Source organism: Streptomyces doebereineriae, from assembly GCF_031845645.1.
Lineage (GTDB): Bacteria > Actinomycetota > Actinomycetes > Streptomycetales > Streptomycetaceae > Streptomyces > Streptomyces canus.
Genome location: NZ_JAVREZ010000021.1, coordinates 153,061 through 173,378, shown reverse-complemented (window position 1 = coordinate 173,378; position 20,318 = coordinate 153,061). Strand labels below are relative to the sequence as shown.

The window sequence follows — 20,318 nt, the reverse complement described above, 5'->3', positions numbered from 1 at the left end:
CACCCACCAGGCCGCACGCGCTACACCCGCCCCCACCGAACCGAAACAGGCCGCCGCAGGCATCCAGGGGCGCGGGGAACTGCGCACAACGCCCGCCCCCACCGAACCCGCACAGGCCGCCGCAGGCAAACCCACCGAACCCGCACAGGCCGCCGCAGGCAAACCCACCGAACCCGCACAGGCCGCCGCAGGCACCCCCGCTCGACCGCCGGAGCCCCCCGTAGGCTGTACCGCGTGCAGGAACGACACGACGCCCCCCTCGCCCCCCTGACCACCTTCCGTCTCGGCGGCCCCGCCACCCGGCTCGTCACCGCGACGACCGACGCCGAGGTGATCGAGGTCGTCCGTGAGGCCGACGCCACCGGCACGCCGCTCCTCGTGATCGGCGGCGGGTCCAACCTCGTCATCGGGGACAAGGGGTTCGAGGGCACCGCACTCGTCATCGCCACCAAGGGGTTCGAGCTCACCGGCACCCACCTGGAGCTCGCCGCCGGCGAAGTGTGGACCGACGCCGTCGCCCGCACCGTGGACGCCGGACTCGCCGGTGTCGAGTGCCTCGCCGGCATCCCCGGTTCCGCGGGCGCCACCCCCATCCAGAACGTCGGCGCCTACGGCCAGGAGGTGTCCTCCACCATCACCGAGGTCATCGCCTACGACCGCCGCACCGGAGCCACCGTCACCCTCGCCAACGACGACTGCGCCTTCTCCTACCGCCACAGCCGCTTCAAGGAAGACCCCGCCCGCTACGTCGTCCTGCGCGTCCACTTCGACCTGGAAGACGCCGACGGCCTCTCCGCGCCGATCAAGTACGCCGAAACCGCCCGCGCCCTGGGCGTGGAACCCGGCGACCGTGTCCCCCTCACCGACGCCCGCGCAACCGTCCTGAAGCTGCGCGCGGGAAAGGGCATGGTCCTGGACCCCGACGACCACGACACCTGGTCGGCAGGCTCCTTCTTCACCAACCCCATCCTCACGGCCGCCCAGTTCGCGGAGTTCCACGCGCGCGTGAAGCACCGCCTCGGCGAGGACGCCGAACCCCCCGCCTACCCCGCGGGCGACGGCCACACCAAGACCTCCGCGGCCTGGCTGATCGACAAGGCCGGCTTTACCAAGGGCTACGGCACCGGCCCCGCCCGCATCTCCACCAAGCACACCCTCGCCCTCACCAACCGGGGCGACGCCACCACCGAGGACCTCCTCACACTGGCCCGGGAGGTCGTGGCGGGCGTACAGGACACCTTCGGGATCACGCTGGTCAACGAGCCGGTGACGGTGGGCGTCAGCCTGTAGCCGACCAGATCCGCAAGCGTCATCACCGACAGCACCGACAGCACCGTCAGTACGCCACCCCCACCCCCTGCTTCACCACCCCCGCATCCCCGACCATCCCCAGCATCGCGTGCGCCACATCCGCCCGCGAGATGAACCGCCCCCGAGCCGGAAACCCCCCGGCCACCACGCGATACACCCCGGTCACCGGCTTGTCCTGAAGACGCGGCGGACGTACGACCGTCCAGTCCGTACCGCTCGCCGCCAGCTCCGCCTCCATCTCGCTCAGATCGGCGTAGACGTCCTTCAGCACGGCGGACACGAGCCCCCGCATCCACCGGTCCACCGCCCCCTCGTCCACCGGCGCCGGCCCGACCGGCCCCGCGCTGACCGCCAGCACCCGCCGGATCTGCTCCGCCTCCATCGCGGCCAGCACCACGCGGGTCAGCCGCGCCGCGATCCCGGCGTCCTTGCGAGCGCGCGGCCCGAGTCCGGACAGCACCGCGTCCCGCCCGGCCACGGCAGGCCGCAGCACCTCCGGGTCGGTGAGGTCCGCACGGACCACCTCCAGCCGTGCGCCCGTGACGGTCAGCCGGGCAGGATCCCGTACGACCGCCGTGACCTCATGGCCCGCCTCCAGGCCCTGCCGAACGAGCTCGCGCCCGATGCCGCCGGTGGCACCGAAAACCGTGAGTTTCATGGGTACTCCCGTACTCGATGGAGGTGGGTGAGTATTCACTCACCCGTGTCTCCCTCTAGAGTGGGTAAGTACTCACCCACCCGTCAAGCCCGCCAACCGACCCAAGGGGACGAACAGCATGGAGCCCAAGTCCGGCCCGGCCCGCGTCCGCATCCTCGACGCCGCCCACGAGCTGATGCTCACCGTGGGGCTGGCGCGTGCCACGACCAAGGAGATCGCCAAGGCGGCCGGCTGCTCCGAGGCGGCGCTGTACAAGTACTTCACCGGCAAGGAGGAGGTGTTCATCCGCGTCCTCGCGGAACGCCTCCCGAAACTGGCCCCCCTGCTGCACGCCCTTGCCGCCGAGCCGGGCCGTCACACCCTGGAGGAGAACCTCACCGAGATCGCCCGCCAGGCCGCCCTCTTCTACGAGCAGAGCTTTCCGATCGCCGCCTCGCTGTACGCCGAGACCCAGCTCAAGCGGCGCCACGACGACGCGATGCGCGAAATGGAGTCCGGCCCGCACAAGCCGATCGAGTGGCTCGATGCCTACCTCAAGGCCGAGCAGTCCATCGGCCGGGTCGCCCCCACCGCTGACACCTTCGCCGCGGCCTCCCTGCTCCTGGGCGCCTGTGCGCAACGGGCGTTCGCCTACGACGCCACACAGGACGGCGTACGCCCGCCGGTGGAGGAGTTCGCCTCCCGGCTGGCCAGGACCCTGCTCGGCGGAATCTCGGTAGCCGGGGAATCGGCGTGACCGTCACGCTGGGCCCATGACATCCAGGACCCCCGAATGCGGCTGAGGCTCACGGAGTTCAGACCCCGCACCGGCCCCCATGAACACCGCGTCGTCCGGCCCCGCCACACCCTGCGCCACACGTCGCTGACCGCACCGGAACCGATCGGCCTGCTCCTCGGCGACCACGACGGACTGAACCGGCTCGCGGGCCTGTTCTCCTTCGCCGCCTACTCACGCCACACGATCGTCCATGTACCGCTGCGGGACGGGATCCCGCCGGACGAGGGTTGGGGGGAGCGCGTCGACCTCGTCCTCGCACACCACTCGTACGGGCTGCGCCCCAGCAAATGGCCCGAGCTGCGGCGCACCCTCAAGGCCGGCACCCCCCTGTCCGTACGCACCGACGAGGCACGTACGCACAAGGACGCCGACGCCTGGAGGCAACGACACACACGCGCGGACTTCCGGGACGAACTGCGGCACGCCACGCACGCGCGCACGTTCTTCCTGTTCGGCAGCCGGGACACCTTCGCCCTGGCGGCCGTGAACTTCGCGTACGCCGCGGGCTGGGGACCACGCCAGAAGGGCGTGGCCAAAGGGCACTCGGCCATGGTGACGGGAATCTGGCTGAAGGACGAGCCCGGCGGCGGGCACCCCCGCGAGGTCCTGGTCTGCTTCAAGCCCTACCCGCCCTACGCCCACTTCAAGAGGCCGGGTGGCTGAGCCAGTCGTCCACTCCCGACAGCAGCTTGGCCTTCATGTCCTCCGGCGCCGCCGAAGCCCGTACCGACTGCCGGGCCAGTTCCGCGAGCTCCGCGTCCGAGAAGCCGTGATACTGCCGGGCGATCTCGTACTGCGCGGCCAGCCGGGACCCGAACAGCAGCGGGTCGTCGGCGCCCAGCGCCATCGGCACCCCGGCCTCGAACAGCCTCCGCAGCGGCACATCCTCATGCTTCTCGTACACACCGAGCGCCACATTGGACGCCGGACACACCTCGCACGTCACCTGCCGGTCCGCCAGCCGCTTCAGCAGCCGCGGATCGTCCGCCGCGCGCACCCCGTGCCCGATCCGGTGCGCGTCCAGGTCGTCGAGACAGTCCCGTACCGACGACGGTCCGGCCAGCTCGCCGCCGTGCGGCGCCGACAGCAGCCCGCCCTCGCGCGCGATGTTGAAGGCCCGGTCGAAGTCCCGTGCCATGCCCCGGCGTTCGTCGTTCGAGAGTCCGAAGCCGACCACGCCCTTGTCCGCGTACCGCACCGCCAGCCGGGCCAGCGTGCGGGCGTCCAGCGGATGCTTCATCCGGTTCGCGGCGACCAGCACCCGCATCCCGAGCCCGGTCTCGCGCGAGGTCGTCTCCACCGCGTCCAGGATGATCTCCAGCGCCGGGATCAGCCCGCCGAGCCGGGGCGCGTACGACGTCGGGTCGACCTGGATCTCCAGCCACCCCGAGCCGTCACGCACATCCTCCTCCGCGGCCTCCCGCACCAGCCGCCGGATGTCCTCGGGCTCACGCAGACACGAGCGGGCCGCGTCGTACAGCCGCTGGAAACGGAACCAGCCCCGCTCGTCCGTCGCCCGCAGTTTCGGCGGTTCCCCGCTGGTCAGTGCTTCGGTCAGCGCCTCGGGCAGCCGTACTCCGTACTTGTCGGCCAGTTCCAGAACCGTCGCCGGGCGCATCGACCCGGTGAAGTGCAGGTGCAGATGGGCTTTCGGCAGCTCAGAGACATCACGTACACGCTCCATTCGAGGATCCTGCCGTACGTCACCGGTGTCCCGGTACCGCTTTCCCCTTTAGTGGTCTTGCTCGCACAAAAAGGCACCCCCTCACGTGAGGGGGTGCCTTTTCACGGCGGGCTCAGTCCTGTGCCTCCGCCAGCAGCTTCTGGATCCGCGAGACGCCCTCGACGAGATCCTCGTCACCCAGGGCGTAAGACAGCCGCAGATAGCCCGGCGTACCGAAGGCCTCGCCCGGAACGACCGCGACCTCGGACTCCTCCAGGATCAGCGCGGCCAGCTCGACCGTGTCCTGTGGGCGCTTGCCACGGATCTCCTTGCCGAGCAGGGCCTTGACCGACGGGTAGGCGTAGAAGGCGCCCTCGGGCTCCGGGCAGAGCACGCCGTCGATCTCGTTGAGCATCCGCACGATGGTCTTGCGGCGGCGGTCGAAGGCCGTGCGCATCTCCGCCACCGCGTCGAGGTTGCCGGAGACCGCGGCGAGGGCCGCGACCTGGGCGACGTTCGACACGTTGGACGTGGCGTGCGACTGGAGGTTGGTCGCGGCCTTGACGACGTCCTTCGGGCCGATGATCCAGCCCACGCGCCAGCCCGTCATGGCGTACGTCTTCGCGACACCGTTGACGACGATGCACTTGTCGCGCAGCTCGGGAAGGAGCGCGGGCAGCGAGGTGAACTTCGCGTCGCCGTAGACGAGGTGCTCGTAGATCTCGTCGGTCAGCACCCACAGGCCGTGCTCGACCGCCCAGCGGCCGATCGCCTCGGCGTCGGCCTCGCTGTACACGGCACCGGTCGGGTTGGAGGGGGAGACGAAGAGCACGACCTTCGTCTTCTCGGTGCGGGCCGCCTCCAGCTGCTCGACGGAGACCCGGTAGCCGGTCGTCTCGTCGGCGACGACCTCCACCGGGACACCGCCGGCCAGCCGGATCGACTCCGGGTACGTCGTCCAGTACGGCGCCGGGACGATGACCTCGTCGCCCGGGTCGAGGATCGCGGCGAAGGCCTCGTAGATCGCCTGCTTGCCGCCGTTGGTCACCAGGATCTGGGACGCGTCGACCTCGTAGCCGGAGTCACGCAGCGTCTTCGCGGCGATCGCGGCCTTCAGCTCGGGGAGGCCGCCGGCCGGGGTGTAGCGGTGGTACTTGGGGTTCGAGCAGGCCTCGATGGCGGCCTGGACGATGTAGTCCGGGGTCGGGAAGTCCGGCTCGCCGGCGCCGAAGCCGATCACCGGCCGCCCGGCGGCCTTCAGGGCCTTGGCCTTGGCGTCCACGGCGAGAGTGGCGGACTCGGAGATCGCGCCGACTCGGGCGGAGACCCGGCGCTCGGTGGGAGGGGTTGCAGCGCTCATGGGGCCCATCGTTTCAGACCGGAAACTCCCCCGGCACGCGGGTTTCACAGACTGAACAACTGCTGAACAACCGTCCGGATTCGCCTCGCACGCTGGGCGATCTTCCTTCCCCAAGCCCCCTACGGGCGCTTTCTGTTCGACGACGGCCCGCGGACCACGTACACTCTCACCTCGTTGGCCTTCAGCAGCCCACCCAGCCGGTGCACACCGAGCACCCGGTCGGATGCGGTACGTTGGGGGACGCACAAAGGGTCGTAGCTCAATTGGTAGAGCACCGGTCTCCAAAACCGGCGGTTGGGGGTTCAAGTCCCTCCGGCCCTGCTACACACACCTTCGCCAGGATGTGTGCGCATGTACGTACAGCAATGCACCGCCGTGCGGCTCCAACCGGGCGCGGCACGGCCACGACCCGGGAACAGGTGAGGACGAATGGCGGACGCCGTGGGCTCCATTGATACGCCTGATGCCCAGGATGAGGCGCCGGAGTCCAAGAAGACCCGTAAGGGCGGCAAGCGTGCCAAGAAGGGCCCGCTGAAGCGCCTCGCGCTCTTTTACCGGCAGATCGTCGCAGAGCTCCGCAAGGTCGTCTGGCCGTCGCGGAACCAGCTGACGACGTACACGACCGTGGTGATCGTCTTCGTCCTCGTCATGATCGGCCTGGTGACCGTGATTGACTATGGACTCAACCACGCCGCCAAGTACGTATTCGGCTGAGCACAGAGCGAAGGGCGCCGAGGTTACCGGCGCCCCTTTTCGCATGTTCCACCACAAAGTATCCAGGAAGAAGCAGCCACCGTGTCTGACCAGAACCTGAACGACGCCATCGAGCCCGACGAGTCTGTCGACGACGAGCTCGACATCGTCGAGGGCGCGGACGAGGACCTGGACGAGGTCGAGGCTGCCGACGCCGAGGCGGGCGAGCCCGCCGAGGAATCCGCCCTCCACGTCGAGGACGAGTCCGGCGGTGACGTCGAGGCCGTCGAGGACGAGGACGAAGAAGAGGTCGAGGAAGAGCCGGCCGAGCCGGTCGACCCCGTCGCCGCCCTGCGCGAGGAACTGCGGACCCTTCCCGGCGAGTGGTACGTCATCCACACCTACGCCGGTTACGAGAACCGCGTGAAGACCAACCTCGAGCAGCGTGCCGTCTCGCTGAACGTCGAGGACTTCATCTTCCAGGCCGAGGTGCCGCAGGAAGAGGTCGCGCAGATCAAGAACGGCGAACGCAAGACCATCCGCCAGAACAAGCTCCCCGGCTACGTGCTGGTGCGCATGGACCTGACGAACGAGTCCTGGGGCGTCGTCCGCAACACCCCCGGCGTCACCGGCTTCGTGGGCAACGCCTACGACCCGTACCCGCTGACCCTGGACGAGATCGTCAAGATGCTCGCCCCGGAGGCCGAGGAGAAGGCCGCCCGCGAGGCCGCCGAGGCCGAGGGCAAGCCCGCTCCGCAGCGCAAGGTCGAGGTCCAGGTGCTGGACTTCGAGGTCGGCGACTCGGTCACCGTCACCGACGGTCCCTTCGCCACCCTCCAGGCCACGATCAACGAGATCAACGCCGACTCGAAGAAGGTCAAGGGCCTCGTCGAGATCTTCGGCCGCGAGACCCCGGTCGAGCTGAGCTTCGACCAGATCCAGAAGAACTGAGGTTCTGCGGACCGCATGCTTCCGAGCAGGTCAGACGGGCTTTCGCAGCCTGTCTGACCTGCTCGGTTTTTGGCCGCGCATCTATACCCGCTATCGTTGTGCGGTATGCCTGCGTCCAGAGGAGCAATCTGGGCCCGGGTAGGACCCGAAGAGAGGAACCGGAGAGCTATGCCTCCCAAGAAGAAGAAGGTCACGGGGCTCATCAAGCTCCAGATCCAGGCCGGTGCCGCCAACCCGGCTCCGCCGGTCGGCCCCGCGCTGGGTCAGCACGGCGTCAACATCATGGAGTTCTGCAAGGCGTACAACGCCGCGACCGAGTCGCAGCGTGGCTGGGTGATCCCGGTGGAGATCACGGTCTACGAGGACCGCTCCTTCACCTTCATCACCAAGACGCCGCCGGCCGCCAAGATGATCCTCAAGGCCGCGGGCGTGGAGAAGGGCTCCGGCGAGCCGCACAAGACCAAGGTCGCCAAGATCACCCAGGCGCAGGTCCGCGAGATCGCCACCACCAAGATGCCCGACCTCAACGCCAACGACCTGGACGCCGCCGCGAAGATCATCGCCGGCACCGCGCGTTCCATGGGCGTCACGGTCGAGGGCTGAGCCCCAACCCCCCGTACAAAGCAGAAGTGGCAGGGCCTGCTCGGCCCGTACCACGACTCCTTTCAGAACACACAGGAGCAGTTGTGAGCAAGCGCAGCAAGGCCCTTCGCGCTGCGGACGAGAAGATCGACCGGGAGAAGCTGTACGCCCCGCTCGAGGCCGTCCGTCTCGCCAAGGAGACCTCCACGTCCAAGTTCGACGGCACCGTCGAGGTCGCCTTCCGTCTGGGTGTCGACCCGCGCAAGGCCGACCAGATGGTCCGTGGCACCGTGAACCTCCCGCACGGCACCGGTAAGACCGCCCGGGTCCTGGTCTTCGCGACCGGTGACCGTGCCGAGGCCGCACTCGCCGCGGGTGCCGACATCGTCGGCTCCGACGAGCTCATCGACGAGGTGTCGAAGGGCCGTCTGGACTTCGACGCCGTCGTCGCCACCCCGGACCTCATGGGCAAGGTCGGCCGCCTCGGCCGCGTGCTCGGTCCCCGTGGCCTCATGCCGAACCCCAAGACCGGCACCGTCACCCCCGATGTCACCAAGGCTGTCAACGACATCAAGGGCGGCAAGATCGAGTTCCGCGTCGACAAGCACTCGAACCTGCACTTCATCATCGGCAAGACGTCGTTCGACGACACCAAGCTGGTGGAGAACTACGGCGCGGCGCTGGAGGAGATCCTCCGTCTGAAGCCGTCCGCCGCCAAGGGTCGCTACATCAGGAAGGCCGCCATCAGCACCACGATGGGCCCCGGCATTCCGCTCGACTCCAACCGCACCCGCAACCTCCTCGTCGAGGAGGACCCGGCCGCGGTCTGAGACACCGGCAGGTTCCCGGGCCCCGCACCTTTCCAGGTGCGGGGCCCGTTCCCATGTGCGGGCGCTGCGCTCTGGGTTAGCGTGCGAGCAGGGCACTTGCACCAGGGGGACGCATGAAGAGGACGACGGTCTGGGTCACGACGGCCGCCGCGCTGACGGGACTGGCCGCCTGCACGTCCTCGGGCTCCTCCGACGAGCCGAAGGACAAGCCCACCTCCTCGGCCCCCGCCGCCCTCCCGGCCCTGCGCACCGCCGAGCGCTCCACCGAGCGGGCCGAGACGGCCCGGGTGAGGTCCACCACCGTGATGGGCACCCAGCTGTCCCTCACCGCCGACGGCGTCCTCGCCTGGCGCGACGGCCTCTCCGGCAGCCTCATCATCGACTACACCGGCGGCACCGCGGCCGAGACGATGCGCGGCCTCGGCGTCACCTCCATGGAGGCCCGCTACCTCTCCGACGCCTACTACGCGCGCATGGGTGACACCTTCGCCGCCAAAATGGGCGGCAAGCACTGGCTCAAGTACGCCTACGACGACCTGAAGACCCTCGGTGGCGGCGCCGACCTGGCCGACCAGATGCGCTCCACCACCCCCAACCAGTCGGTGAGGCTGCTGCTGGACTCCGGGAACGTGCGCGAGGTCGGCAGAGAGACCGTGGACGGCCAGGCCGCCACGCACTACTCCGGCACCGTGCGGGTCGAGGACGTCACCGACACCGAACTCCGGCGGCGCCTCCAGGACGCCGACGTCACCGCCGAGACCGTCGACGTCTGGATCAACGAGAAGAACCTCCTGGTCAAGAAGGTGGAGAAGACCAGCACGACGAACGGCAGGGTGACCCAGAGCGCCCACTACAGCGACTACGGCGTCAAGGTCGCCGTACACAAGCCGCCGGCCGCCGACACCGAGGACTTCAAGGCCCTCCTGTCACAGTCGAGCACCAACCCCACCTGAGCCGCAGGGAATTCGCGGATCCCTGGCGCCCCTCTCGGATAGGCTCGCGGTCTTGCTGTGAATCGACCATGTGTTCCTTGGGGGGAATCAATGGCTACTTCTGTACGACGTTCCGCGCACCGCCGGACCATCGGCGCGGGGCTCGCCGCCGTGGCCCTCGCCGCGGGTGCGGTGAGCTGTTCCAAGGGGGGCGAGGAATCGCCCGAGATGACGCCCGCGGCGGCGGTCGCCAAGGCGGCGAAGAACACGGAGGAGATCACCTCCTTCCGCTACCGCATGAAGGGCGAGATGCCCGAGCAGGGGCAGGTGGTGGCCGAGGCCTCCATGCGGACCAAGCCCGACCTCGCGATGAGCATGAAGATGACCGCGCCCAAGCAGGGCTCCGCTGAGATCCGGCTCGTCGACAAGGCCATGTACATCGGCGGCAACGCCGAGCTGGCCAAGGAGATGGACGGCAAGAAGTGGATGAAGTTCGACCTGTCCGGGCTCGACAAGGACGGCGGCCTCGGCGCCACCGCGCCCGGCGCCGGCCAGGCCGACCAGAACCCGGCCTCCATGTCCTCCTTCCTCAACGGGGCCAAGGACGTGAAGAAGGTCGGCACCGAGACGGTCGACGGGGTCAAGACGACCCACTACGCGGGCGACGTCACGCTGGCCGAGCTCAAGGCCTCCTACAAGGACGCCGACAAGTCGGTCCGCGAGCAGCGCGAGAAGAGCACCGAGCAGCTGGAGAAGCTGGGCCTGGACAAGTTCACGATGGACATGTGGGTCGACGGTGAGGACCACGCCAAGCAGTTCCGCATGCAGGGTGACGCGGACAAGGGCAAGTTCGACATGACCTTCACCTTCCTCGACTACAACAAGCCCGTGACCGTCACGGCCCCGCCCGCGAAGGACACCGCGGACCTGGCCGAGATGATGAAGGAACTCCAGAACGGCTGAGCGTCGTAGGGCCGGATTTGCTTGACAGGGATCCGGTCACGTACGCTCCTACAGAAGCCAAAGACCGCTGGTCGTTGCTGTGTTCTCGCTAGAGGGTGCAGTGGCCGAAGGATCCGCTGAAACCGCGGACGACCCGCGCAGGTGAATGTGGAAGTCGCTCCTGGACCACATGCATTACGTATGTGATGCCGGTCGAGCTACGCCCCGTGCGCCTGCGCCGGGGCGTTTCGTTTGTTCAGCCCCTTCTGAGCGGTCCTCATCACCCGGAAGGAGGCCGACGCTCTATGGCAAGGCCCGACAAGGCTGCCGCGGTAGCCGAGCTGACGGAGCAGTTCCGCAGCTCGAACGCCGCCGTGCTGACCGAGTACCGGGGTCTCACCGTGGCGCAGCTCAAGACGCTGCGTCGTTCGCTCGGTGAGAACGCCCAGTACGCCGTGGTGAAGAACACGCTGACCAAGATTGCGGCCAACGAGGCCGGGATCACGACGCTCGACGACCTGTTCAACGGTCCGACGGCGGTCGCCTTCGTCACCGGTGACCCGGTGGAGTCGGCGAAGGGTCTTCGTGACTTCGCCAAGGACAACCCGAACCTCGTCATCAAGGGCGGTGTCCTTGACGGCAAGGCGCTGTCCGCCGACGAGATCAAGAAGCTTGCGGACCTCGAGTCCCGCGAGGTTCTGCTCGCCAAGCTGGCGGGCGCCTTCAAGGGCAAGCAGACTCAGGCTGCTCAGGTCTTCCAGGCGCTCCCGTCGAAGCTCGTCCGCACCGTGGACGCGCTTCGTGCCAAGCAGGGCGAGCAGGGCGGTGCCGAGTAATTCGGCTCCCGAAATGATCGCTGCCTGAGGCGTCCCGCCTGAGGTGACGGTCGTCGCGGGCCGAACGTACGCCCGCCAGACATGTACATACCGGCACCAGCCGAATTAGTGGAAGGATCGCCCATCATGGCGAAGCTCAGCCAGGAAGACCTGCTCGCGCAGTTCGAGGAGATGACCCTCATCGAGCTCTCCGAGTTCGTGAAGGCGTTCGAGGAGAAGTTCGACGTCACCGCCGCCGCCGCGGTCGCCGTCGCCGGTCCGGCCGGTCCGGCCGCCGCCGCCGAGGTCGCCGAGGAGCAGGACGAGTTCGACGTCATCCTCACGGGTGCCGGCGAGAAGAAGATCCAGGTCATCAAGGTCGTGCGTGAGCTGACCTCCCTGGGTCTGAAGGAGGCCAAGGACCTCGTGGACGGCGCCCCGAAGCCCGTTCTCGAGAAGGTCGCCAAGGAAGCCGCCGAGAAGGCCGCCGAGTCCCTCAAGGGCGCCGGCGCCTCCGTCGAGGTCAAGTAACACCTCTCACAGGTCCCGCTGGACCTGTAACGCGCAAGCACTGAAGAGCGATCATCCATCCGGGTGGTCGCTCTTCGGCGTTCCTGGGGGCGCGGCCACGGTTACCTTGCCCCCTCCAGGGCGGGGGGTATGGTGATCTTCGTCGTGTCTCCCGAACGCCCCTGGTTCGGGCTGGGGGGCCTTGACGAACCGCACGCAGCGCGCAATTCTCAGGACGCGTCGCCAGAACGGTCCGAATCCGAGGCATGGATCGGTGACGAAGAGGGCAGTATCAACGTGCGTTGAGGGCAGGCATGCCGAGGACGTTGAGGGCAGCGAGAGTTTTTGAAGACTGGGCAGAAAAGCAGGGCTGGACATCAGTGCGCCAACTGGCTACACTGACCCTTTGCGCTGCCTGTTAGCTGCCCCCTGCCCGTCACCAGGGGTCTGCCCTCGCCTGAGCATCGATGATCGGACCATCTCTGAGCTGGCCTTTCGGCCGAATCGGAGATACCTGTCTCTATGCCGTGGGTGAGGGTCCGGGGAGCGCGTAGTGAGTCCGAGCCCTCGGAAGGACCCCCTCTTGGCCGCCTCGCGCACTGCCTCGACCGCGAATACGAACAACGCCGCCAGCACCGCCCCGCTGCGCATCTCTTTTGCAAAGATCAAGGAGCCTCTCGAGGTTCCCAACCTGCTCGCGCTGCAGACCGAGAGCTTTGACTGGCTGCTCGGGAACACCGCCTGGCAGAGTCGGGTCGAGGAGGCTCTGGAGTCAGGTCAGGACGTCCCCACCAAGTCCGGTCTGGAGGAGATCTTCGAGGAGATCTCCCCGATCGAGGACTTCTCCGGGTCGATGTCGCTGACGTTCCGTGACCACCGTTTCGAGCCGCCGAAGAACAGCATCGACGAGTGCAAGGACCGCGACTTCACGTACGCGGCCCCGCTCTTCGTGACGGCCGAGTTCACCAACAACGAGACCGGCGAGATCAAGTCCCAGACGGTCTTCATGGGCGACTTCCCGCTCATGACCCACAAGGGCACCTTCGTCATCAACGGCACCGAGCGTGTCGTGGTGTCGCAGCTGGTCCGCTCGCCGGGCGTCTACTTCGACTCCTCCATCGACAAGACGTCCGACAAGGACATCTTCTCGGCCAAGATCATCCCCTCCCGGGGTGCCTGGCTGGAGATGGAGATCGACAAGCGCGACATGGTCGGTGTCCGTATCGACCGCAAGCGCAAGCAGTCCGTCACCGTGCTCCTGAAGGCTCTCGGCTGGACCACCGAGCAGATCCTCGAGGAGTTCGGCGAGTACGAGTCGATGCGCGCCACCCTGGAGAAGGACCACACCCAGGGCCAGGACGACGCGCTGCTCGACATCTACCGCAAGCTGCGTCCGGGCGAGCCCCCGACCCGTGAGGCCGCGCAGACGCTGCTCGAGAACCTCTACTTCAACCCGAAGCGCTACGACCTCGCCAAGGTCGGCCGTTACAAGGTCAACAAGAAGCTGGGTGCGGAGGCTCCGCTCGACGCGGGCATCCTGACCGTCGAGGACATCATCTCGACGATCAAGTACCTGGTGAAGCTGCACGCGGGCGAGACCGAGACGGTCGGCGACAGCGGCACGAACATCGTCGTCGAGACCGACGACATCGACCACTTCGGCAACCGTCGTCTGCGCAGCGTCGGCGAGCTCATCCAGAACCAGGTCCGCACGGGTCTGGCTCGTATGGAGCGCGTCGTGCGTGAGCGCATGACGACCCAGGACGTCGAGGCGATCACGCCGCAGACCCTGATCAACATCCGGCCGGTCGTCGCCTCCATCAAGGAGTTCTTCGGCACCAGCCAGCTGTCGCAGTTCATGGACCAGAACAACCCGCTGTCGGGTCTCACCCACAAGCGCCGTCTGTCGGCTCTTGGCCCGGGTGGTCTCTCCCGTGAGCGGGCCGGCTTCGAGGTCCGTGACGTGCACCCGTCCCACTACGGCCGCATGTGCCCGATCGAGACGCCCGAAGGCCCGAACATCGGTCTGATCGGTTCGCTCGCCTCCTACGGCCGCGTCAACGCGTTCGGCTTCGTGGAGACGCCGTACCGCAAGGTCGACGGCGACGTCGTCACCGACGAGGTCGACTACCTGACGGCCGACGAGGAGGACCGCTTCGTCATCGCGCAGGCCAACGCCACGCTCGACGACGACATGCGCTTCACCGAGAACCGCGTCCTGGTCCGCCGTCGTGGCGGCGAGGTCGACTACGTTCCCGGTGACGACGTGGACTACATGGACGTCTCGCCGCGCCAGATGGTGTCGGTCGCGACCGCCATGATCCCGTTCCTCGAGCACGACGACGCCAACCGTGCCCTCATGGGCGCGAACATGATGCGTCAGGCCGTGCCGCTCATCAAGTCCGAGGCCCCGCTCGTCGGCACCGGCATGGAGTACCGCTCCGCCGTCGACGCCGGTGACGTGGTCAAGGCAGAGAAGGCGGGTGTGGTCCAGGAGGTCTCCGCGGACTACATCACCACCGCCAACGACGACGGCACGTACATCACGTACCGCCTGGCCAAGTTCGCCCGCTCCAACCAGGGCACCTCGGTCAACCAGAAGGTCATCATCGACGAGGGCGACCACGTCATCGAGGGCCAGGTCCTCGCCGACGGCGCGGCCACCGAGAACGGCGAGATGGCGCTCGGCAAGAACCTGCTCGTGGCGTTCATGCCGTGGGAGGGTCACAACTACGAGGACGCGATCATCCTGTCGCAGCGCCTCGTGCAGGACGACGTCCTCTCCTCGATCCACATCGAGGAGCACGAGGTCGACGCCCGTGACACCAAGCTCGGCCCCGAGGAGATCACCCGGGACATCCCGAACGTCTCCGAGGAGGTCCTCGCCGACCTCGACGAGCGCGGCATCATCCGCATCGGTGCCGAGGTCATCGCCGGTGACATCCTCGTCGGCAAGGTCACGCCCAAGGGTGAGACCGAGCTGACGCCGGAGGAGCGCCTGCTGCGCGCGATCTTCGGTGAGAAGGCCCGTGAGGTCCGTGACACCTCGCTGAAGGTGCCGCACGGCGAGACCGGCAAGGTCATCGGTGTGCGCGTCTTCGACCGCGAGGAGGGCGACGAGCTTCCCCCCGGTGTGAACCAGCTGGTGCGCGTGTATGTGGCGCAGAAGCGCAAGATCACCGACGGTGACAAGCTCGCCGGCCGACACGGCAACAAGGGTGTCATCTCCAAGATCCTGCCCATCGAGGACATGCCGTTCCTCGAGGACGGGACCCCGGTCGACATCATCCTCAACCCGCTCGGTGTGCCGTCCCGAATGAACCCGGGACAGGTTCTGGAGATCCACCTCGGCTGGCTCGCCAGTCGCGGCTGGGACGTCTCCGGGCTCGCCGAGGACTGGGCGCAGCGGCTCCAGGTGATCGGCGCCGACCAGGTCGCCCCGGGCACCAACGTCGCCACCCCGGTGTTCGACGGTGCGCGTGAGGACGAGCTCGCGGGTCTGCTGAACCACACCATCCCGAACCGCGACGGCGAGCGCATGGTGCAGCCGACCGGTAAGGCGAGGCTGTTCGACGGCCGCTCCGGCGAGCCGTTCCCGGAGCCGATCTCGGTCGGCTACATGTACATCCTCAAGCTGCACCACCTGGTCGACGACAAGCTGCACGCCCGTTCGACCGGTCCGTACTCGATGATCACCCAGCAGCCGCTGGGTGGTAAGGCCCAGTTCGGTGGCCAGCGCTTCGGTGAGATGGAGGTGTGGGCGCTGGAGGCATACGGCGCCGCCTACGCCCTCCAGGAGCTGCTGACCATCAAGTCCGACGACGTCACCGGCCGCGTGAAGGTCTACGAGGCCATCGTCAAGGGCGAGAACATCCCCGAGCCCGGCATCCCCGAGTCCTTCAAGGTGCTCATCAAGGAGATGCAGTCCCTGTGCCTCAACGTGGAGGTGCTGTCCTCGGACGGCATGTCCATCGAGATGCGCGACACCGACGAGGACGTCTTCCGCGCTGCGGAAGAGCTCGGCATCGACCTGTCCCGGCGCGAGCCGAGCAGCGTCGAAGAGGTCTGACGGGAGTCCGGCCGGAGGACCTGGTGAGGAACCTCCGGCCGGCCCCTGGACCCCCGTTTCAGACCCTAAGACTTACAACCCTGAGAGGGATTGACGCATAGTGCTCGACGTCAACTTCTTCGATGAGCTCCGGATCGGTCTGGCCACCGCTGACGACATCCGTCAGTGGAGCCACGGCGAGGTCAAGAAGCCCGAGACCATCAACTACCGCACCCTCAAGCCCGAAAAGGACGGACTCTTCTGCGAGAAGATCTTCGGTCCGACCCGGGACTGGGAGTGCTACTGCGGCAAGTACAAGCGTGTCCGGTTCAAGGGCATCATCTGTGAGCGCTGCGGCGTCGAGGTGACTCGCGCCAAGGTGCGCCGTGAGCGGATGGGCCACATCGAACTGGCCGCCCCCGTCACGCACATCTGGTACTTCAAGGGCGTTCCGTCGCGCCTTGGTTACCTGCTCGACCTTGCCCCGAAGGACCTGGAGAAGGTCATCTACTTCGCGGCGTACATGATCACGTACGTCGACGAGGAGCGCCGCACCCGCGACCTGCCCTCCCTGGAGGCGCACGTCTCCGTGGAGCGTCAGCAGGTCGAGAACCGGCGTGACGCCGACCTCGAGGCCCGCGCCAAGAAGCTGGAAAGCGACCTGGCCGAGCTGGAGGCCGAGGGCGCCAAGGCCGACGTGCGCCGCAAGGTGCGCGAGGGTGCCGAGCGTGAGATGAAGCAGCTGCGCGACCGTGCGCAGCGCGAGATCGACCGTCTCGACGAGGTGTGGACCCGCTTCAAGAACCTCAAGGTCCAGGACCTCGAGGGCGACGAGCTGCTCTACCGCGAGCTGCGGGACCGCTTCGGCACGTACTTCGACGGTTCGATGGGTGCCGCTGCGCTGCAGAAGCGCCTGGAGTCCTTCGACCTCGACGAGGAGGCCGAGCGCCTCCGCGAGATCATCCGTACCGGCAAGGGCCAGAAGAAGACCCGTGCGCTGAAGCGGCTGAAGGTCGTGTCTGCCTTCCTGCAGACCTCCAACAGCCCCAAGGGCATGGTGCTCGACTGCGTCCCGGTCATCCCGCCGGACCTTCGCCCGATGGTGCAGCTGGACGGTGGCCGCTTCGCGACCTCCGACCTGAACGACCTGTACCGCCGTGTGATCAACCGCAACAACCGCCTGAAGCGACTCCTTGACCTCGGTGCGCCCGAGATCATCGTGAACAACGAGAAGCGCATGCTTCAGGAGGCCGTCGACGCGCTCTTCGACAACGGCCGTCGTGGTCGCCCGGTCACGGGCCCCGGCAACCGTCCGCTGAAGTCGCTGTCCGACATGCTCAAGGGCAAGCAGGGTCGATTCCGTCAGAACCTGCTCGGCAAGCGTGTGGACTACTCCGCGCGTTCCGTGATCGTCGTCGGTCCGCAGCTGAAGCTGCACCAGTGCGGTCTGCCGAAGGCGATGGCGCTGGAGCTCTTCAAGCCGTTCGTGATGAAGCGCCTGGTCGACCTGAACCACGCGCAGAACATCAAGAGCGCCAAGCGCATGGTGGAGCGCGGCCGCACCGTCGTGTACGACGTCCTCGAAGAGGTCATCGCCGAGCACCCGGTGCTGCTGAACCGTGCTCCCACCCTGCACCGCCTCGGCATCCAGGCCTTCGAGCCGCAGCTGGTCGAGGGCAAGGCCATCCAGATCCACCCGCTCGTCTGCACCGCGTTCAACGCGGACTTCGACGGCGACCAGATGGCCGTCCACCTGCCGCTCTCCGCGGAGGCGCAGGCCGAGGCCCGCATCCTGATGCTGTCCTCGAACAACATCCTCAAGCCCGCCGACGGCCGTCCGGTGACGATGCCGACCCAGGACATGGTCCTCGGTCTGTTCTTCCTCACCACCGACGGCGAGCTGCGTGACACCAAGGGCGAGGGCCGGTCCTTCGGCTCCACGGCCGAGGCGATCATGGCGTTCGACGCCGGCGAGCTCGCGCTCCAGTCGCAGGTCGACATCCGCTTCCCGGTGGGCACCATCCCGCCGCGTGGCTGGACGCCGCCGGCGCGCGAGGAGGGCGAGCCCGAGTGGCAGCAGGGGGACACGTTCCGCCTGCGCACCACCCTGGGCCGCGCGCTCTTCAACGAGCTGCTGCCCGAGGACTACCCGTTCGTCGACTACTCGGTGGGCAAGAAGCAGCTCTCCGAGATCGTCAACGACCTGGCCGAGCGTTACCCCAAGGTCATCGTGGCGGCGACGCTCGACAACCTGAAGGCGGCCGGCTTCTTCTGGGCGACCCGTTCCGGCGTCACCGTGGCCATCTCCGACATCGTCGTTCCCGACGCGAAGGTCGAGATCGTCAAGGGCTACGAGGCTCAGGACGAGAAGGTCCAGAAGCAGTACGAGCGCGGTCTGATCACCAAGGAAGAGCGCACTCAGGAGCTCATCGCGATCTGGACCAAGGCGACCAACGAGGTCGCCGAGGCGATGAACGCGAACTTCCCCAAGACGAACCCCATCTTCATGATGGTTGACTCGGGTGCCCGAGGAAACATGATGCAGATGCGGCAGATCGCCGGTATGCGTGGTCTGGTGTCGAACGCCAAGAACGAGACGATTCCGCGTCCGATCAAGGCGTCCTTCCGTGAGGGCCTGTCCGTGCTGGAGTACTTCATCTCCACGCACGGTGCCCGTAAGGGTCTGGCGGACACCGCCCTGCGTACCGCCGACTCGGGTTACCTGACCCGTCGTCTGGTGGACGTCTCGCAGGACGTCATCATCCGCGAGGAGGACTGCGGCACCGAGCGCGGTCTTCGGCTCCAGATCGCGGAGGTCGGCGCGGACGGTGTGCTGCGCAAGGCGGACAACGTCGAGACCAGCGTGTACGCCCGTGCGCTGGCCGAGGACATCACCGTCGACGGCAAGGTGCTGGCCCCGGCCAACACCGACCTCGGCGACGTCCTCATCGACGAGCTCGTCAAGCACGGTGTCTCCGAGGTCAAGACCCGCTCGGTCCTGACCTGCGAGTCCGCCGTCGGCACCTGCGCCATGTGCTACGGCCGCTCGCTGGCCACCGGCAAGCTGGTCGACATCGGTGAGGCGGTCGGCATCATCGCCGCCCAGTCCATCGGTGAGCCCGGTACCCAGCTGACGATGCGTACCTTCCACACCGGTGGTGTGGCCGGTGACGACATCACCCAGGGTCTGCCGCGTGTCGTCGAGCTCTTCGAGGCCCGTACCCCGAAGGGTGTCGCCCCGATCTCCGAGGCCCAGGGCCGCGTGCGGATCGAGGAGACCGAGAAGACCAAGAAGATCGTCATCACGCCGGACGACGGCAGCGACGAGACGGCGTTCCCGATCTCGAAGCGCGCCCGACTCCTGGTCAGCGAGGGCGAGCACGTCGAGGTGGGCCAGAAGCTCACCGTGGGTGCCACCAACCCGCACGACGTGCTGCGCATTCTGGGCCAGCGTGCCGTCCAGGTCCACCTGGTCGGCGAGGTCCAGAAGGTCTACAACTCGCAGGGTGTGTCGATCCACGACAAGCACATCGAGATCATCATCCGGCAGATGCTGCGCCGCGTGACGATCATCGAGTCCGGCGACGCCGAGCTGCTGCCCGGTGAGCTGGTCGAGCGCTCGAAGTTCGAGACCGAGAACCGCCGTGTGGTCCAGGAGGGCGGTCACCCGGCCTCCGGTCGTCCGCAGCTGATGGGTATCACCAAGGCCTCGCTGGCGACGGAATCCTGGCTGTCGGCCGCCTCCTTCCAGGAGACGACCCGAGTCCTGACGGACGCGGCGATCAACGCCAAGTCCGACAGCCTCATCGGCCTCAAGGAGAACGTCATCATCGGTAAGCTCATCCCGGCCGGTACGGGTCTGTCCCGCTACCGCAACATCCGGGTCGAGCCGACCGAGGAGGCCAAGGCCGCGATGTACTCGGCCGTCGGCTACGACGACATCGACTACTCGCCGTTCGGCACGGGCTCCGGGCAGGCTGTGCCGCTGGAGGACTACGACTACGGGCCGTACAACCAGTAGGGCCTGCGTCTGAACGACTGAAGGGCGGTCACTCCGTTTCGTACGGGGTGGCCGCCCTTCGGCGTGTTCAGCGTGCTGTCGGGCCTCCGGTCGGGGGGCGGTGGGCACGCCGTTGCGGCCTGCTCGTGAGCCTCGACGGGATCGTGGAAGATCGTCCGGCGCGCGGTGTCGACTGTGGTCACGAGGTGGCACGGTCTCCCGCCCTCGCCGTGAAGTTGACGCTG

At 67.5% G+C, this 20,318-nt stretch carries 16 protein-coding genes and 1 tRNA gene; 14 read left to right on the top strand and 3 right to left on the bottom strand.

Features of this window, described 5'->3' with window-relative positions:
* Positions 1-234 precede the first annotated feature (234 nt).
* Positions 235-1,290, top strand: a complete 1,056-nt coding sequence (locus tag RNB18_RS41595) for a UDP-N-acetylmuramate dehydrogenase (RefSeq protein ID WP_311719299.1) — start codon at positions 235-237, stop codon at positions 1,288-1,290.
* Positions 1,291-1,336: 46 nt separating this feature from the next.
* Here the strand turns inward: RNB18_RS41595 and RNB18_RS41590 are convergent, their stop codons facing one another.
* The gene (locus RNB18_RS41590) at positions 1,337-1,969 is read right to left on the bottom strand and encodes an NAD(P)-dependent oxidoreductase (protein WP_311719298.1); all 633 of its coding nucleotides are present in this window, start codon (positions 1,967-1,969) and stop codon (positions 1,337-1,339) included.
* A 118-nt stretch (positions 1,970-2,087) separates the two neighbouring features.
* Here RNB18_RS41590 and RNB18_RS41585 point away from each other — a divergent pair, with 118 nt between their 5' ends.
* Both RNB18_RS41585 and RNB18_RS41580 read left to right on the top strand, forming a co-directional pair.
* The gene (locus RNB18_RS41585; protein ID WP_311719297.1) at positions 2,088-2,705 is read left to right on the top strand and encodes a TetR/AcrR family transcriptional regulator; all 618 of its coding nucleotides are present in this window, start codon (positions 2,088-2,090) and stop codon (positions 2,703-2,705) included.
* A gap of 36 nt (positions 2,706-2,741) precedes the next feature.
* The gene (locus tag RNB18_RS41580) at positions 2,742-3,410 is read left to right on the top strand and encodes a hypothetical protein (RefSeq protein WP_311719295.1); all 669 of its coding nucleotides are present in this window, start codon (positions 2,742-2,744) and stop codon (positions 3,408-3,410) included.
* Here RNB18_RS41580 and RNB18_RS41575 read toward each other — a convergent pair.
* Positions 3,391-4,431, bottom strand: coding sequence for an adenosine deaminase (locus RNB18_RS41575; RefSeq protein WP_311719293.1), 1,041 nt, complete (start codon positions 4,429-4,431; stop codon positions 3,391-3,393). The two genes, RNB18_RS41580 and RNB18_RS41575, sit on opposite strands and share 20 nt — an antisense overlap.
* 112 nt (positions 4,432-4,543) lie before the next feature.
* Positions 4,544-5,770: a pyridoxal phosphate-dependent aminotransferase gene (locus tag RNB18_RS41570; protein ID WP_311719292.1), complete on the bottom strand. Its 1,227-nt coding sequence runs from the start codon at positions 5,768-5,770 to the stop codon at positions 4,544-4,546.
* 248 nt (positions 5,771-6,018) lie between these two features.
* On the opposite strand from RNB18_RS41570, the gene RNB18_RS41565 reads away from it, so the two are divergent.
* The 11 genes from RNB18_RS41565 to RNB18_RS41515 all read left to right on the top strand — a co-directional run bounded on the left by RNB18_RS41565 (position 6,019) and on the right by RNB18_RS41515 (position 20,094).
* Positions 6,019-6,091 (top strand) — tRNA-Trp (locus RNB18_RS41565).
* Positions 6,092-6,199: 108 nt separating this feature from the next.
* A complete protein-coding gene (gene secE, locus RNB18_RS41560) occupies positions 6,200-6,484 on the top strand; it encodes a preprotein translocase subunit SecE (RefSeq protein WP_057607929.1) in 285 nt (94 codons plus the stop codon).
* 81 nt (positions 6,485-6,565) lie between these two features.
* Positions 6,566-7,414, top strand: coding sequence for a transcription termination/antitermination protein NusG (nusG, locus tag RNB18_RS41555; protein WP_266521119.1), 849 nt, complete (start codon positions 6,566-6,568; stop codon positions 7,412-7,414).
* Between the two features lie 168 nt (positions 7,415-7,582).
* On the top strand, positions 7,583-8,017 hold the full coding sequence (rplK, locus tag RNB18_RS41550; protein WP_007384044.1) for a 50S ribosomal protein L11: 435 nt from the start codon (positions 7,583-7,585) through the stop codon (positions 8,015-8,017).
* Between the two features lie 83 nt (positions 8,018-8,100).
* Positions 8,101-8,826 (top strand): 50S ribosomal protein L1, encoded by a 726-nt coding sequence (gene rplA / locus RNB18_RS41545; RefSeq protein WP_311719289.1) that lies wholly within the window; start codon positions 8,101-8,103, stop codon positions 8,824-8,826.
* A 113-nt stretch (positions 8,827-8,939) separates the two neighbouring features.
* Positions 8,940-9,779, top strand: a complete 840-nt coding sequence (locus tag RNB18_RS41540) for an LppX_LprAFG lipoprotein (protein ID WP_311719287.1) — start codon at positions 8,940-8,942, stop codon at positions 9,777-9,779.
* Positions 9,780-9,869: 90 nt separating this feature from the next.
* A complete protein-coding gene (locus RNB18_RS41535; protein WP_311719285.1) occupies positions 9,870-10,721 on the top strand; it encodes a DUF1396 domain-containing protein in 852 nt (283 codons plus the stop codon).
* A 284-nt stretch (positions 10,722-11,005) separates the two neighbouring features.
* Positions 11,006-11,536 (top strand): 50S ribosomal protein L10, encoded by a 531-nt coding sequence (gene rplJ / locus RNB18_RS41530; RefSeq protein WP_057607923.1) that lies wholly within the window; start codon positions 11,006-11,008, stop codon positions 11,534-11,536.
* Between the two features lie 126 nt (positions 11,537-11,662).
* Entirely contained in the window at positions 11,663-12,046 is a 384-nt protein-coding gene (rplL, locus tag RNB18_RS41525; protein WP_266560781.1) for a 50S ribosomal protein L7/L12, read from the top strand.
* Between the two features lie 562 nt (positions 12,047-12,608).
* Entirely contained in the window at positions 12,609-16,094 is a 3,486-nt protein-coding gene (gene rpoB / locus RNB18_RS41520) for a DNA-directed RNA polymerase subunit beta (RefSeq protein WP_311719284.1), read from the top strand.
* Between the two features lie 100 nt (positions 16,095-16,194).
* Positions 16,195-20,094: a DNA-directed RNA polymerase subunit beta' gene (locus RNB18_RS41515; RefSeq protein WP_057607920.1), complete on the top strand. Its 3,900-nt coding sequence runs from the start codon at positions 16,195-16,197 to the stop codon at positions 20,092-20,094.
* Positions 20,095-20,318: the final 224 nt, after the last annotated feature.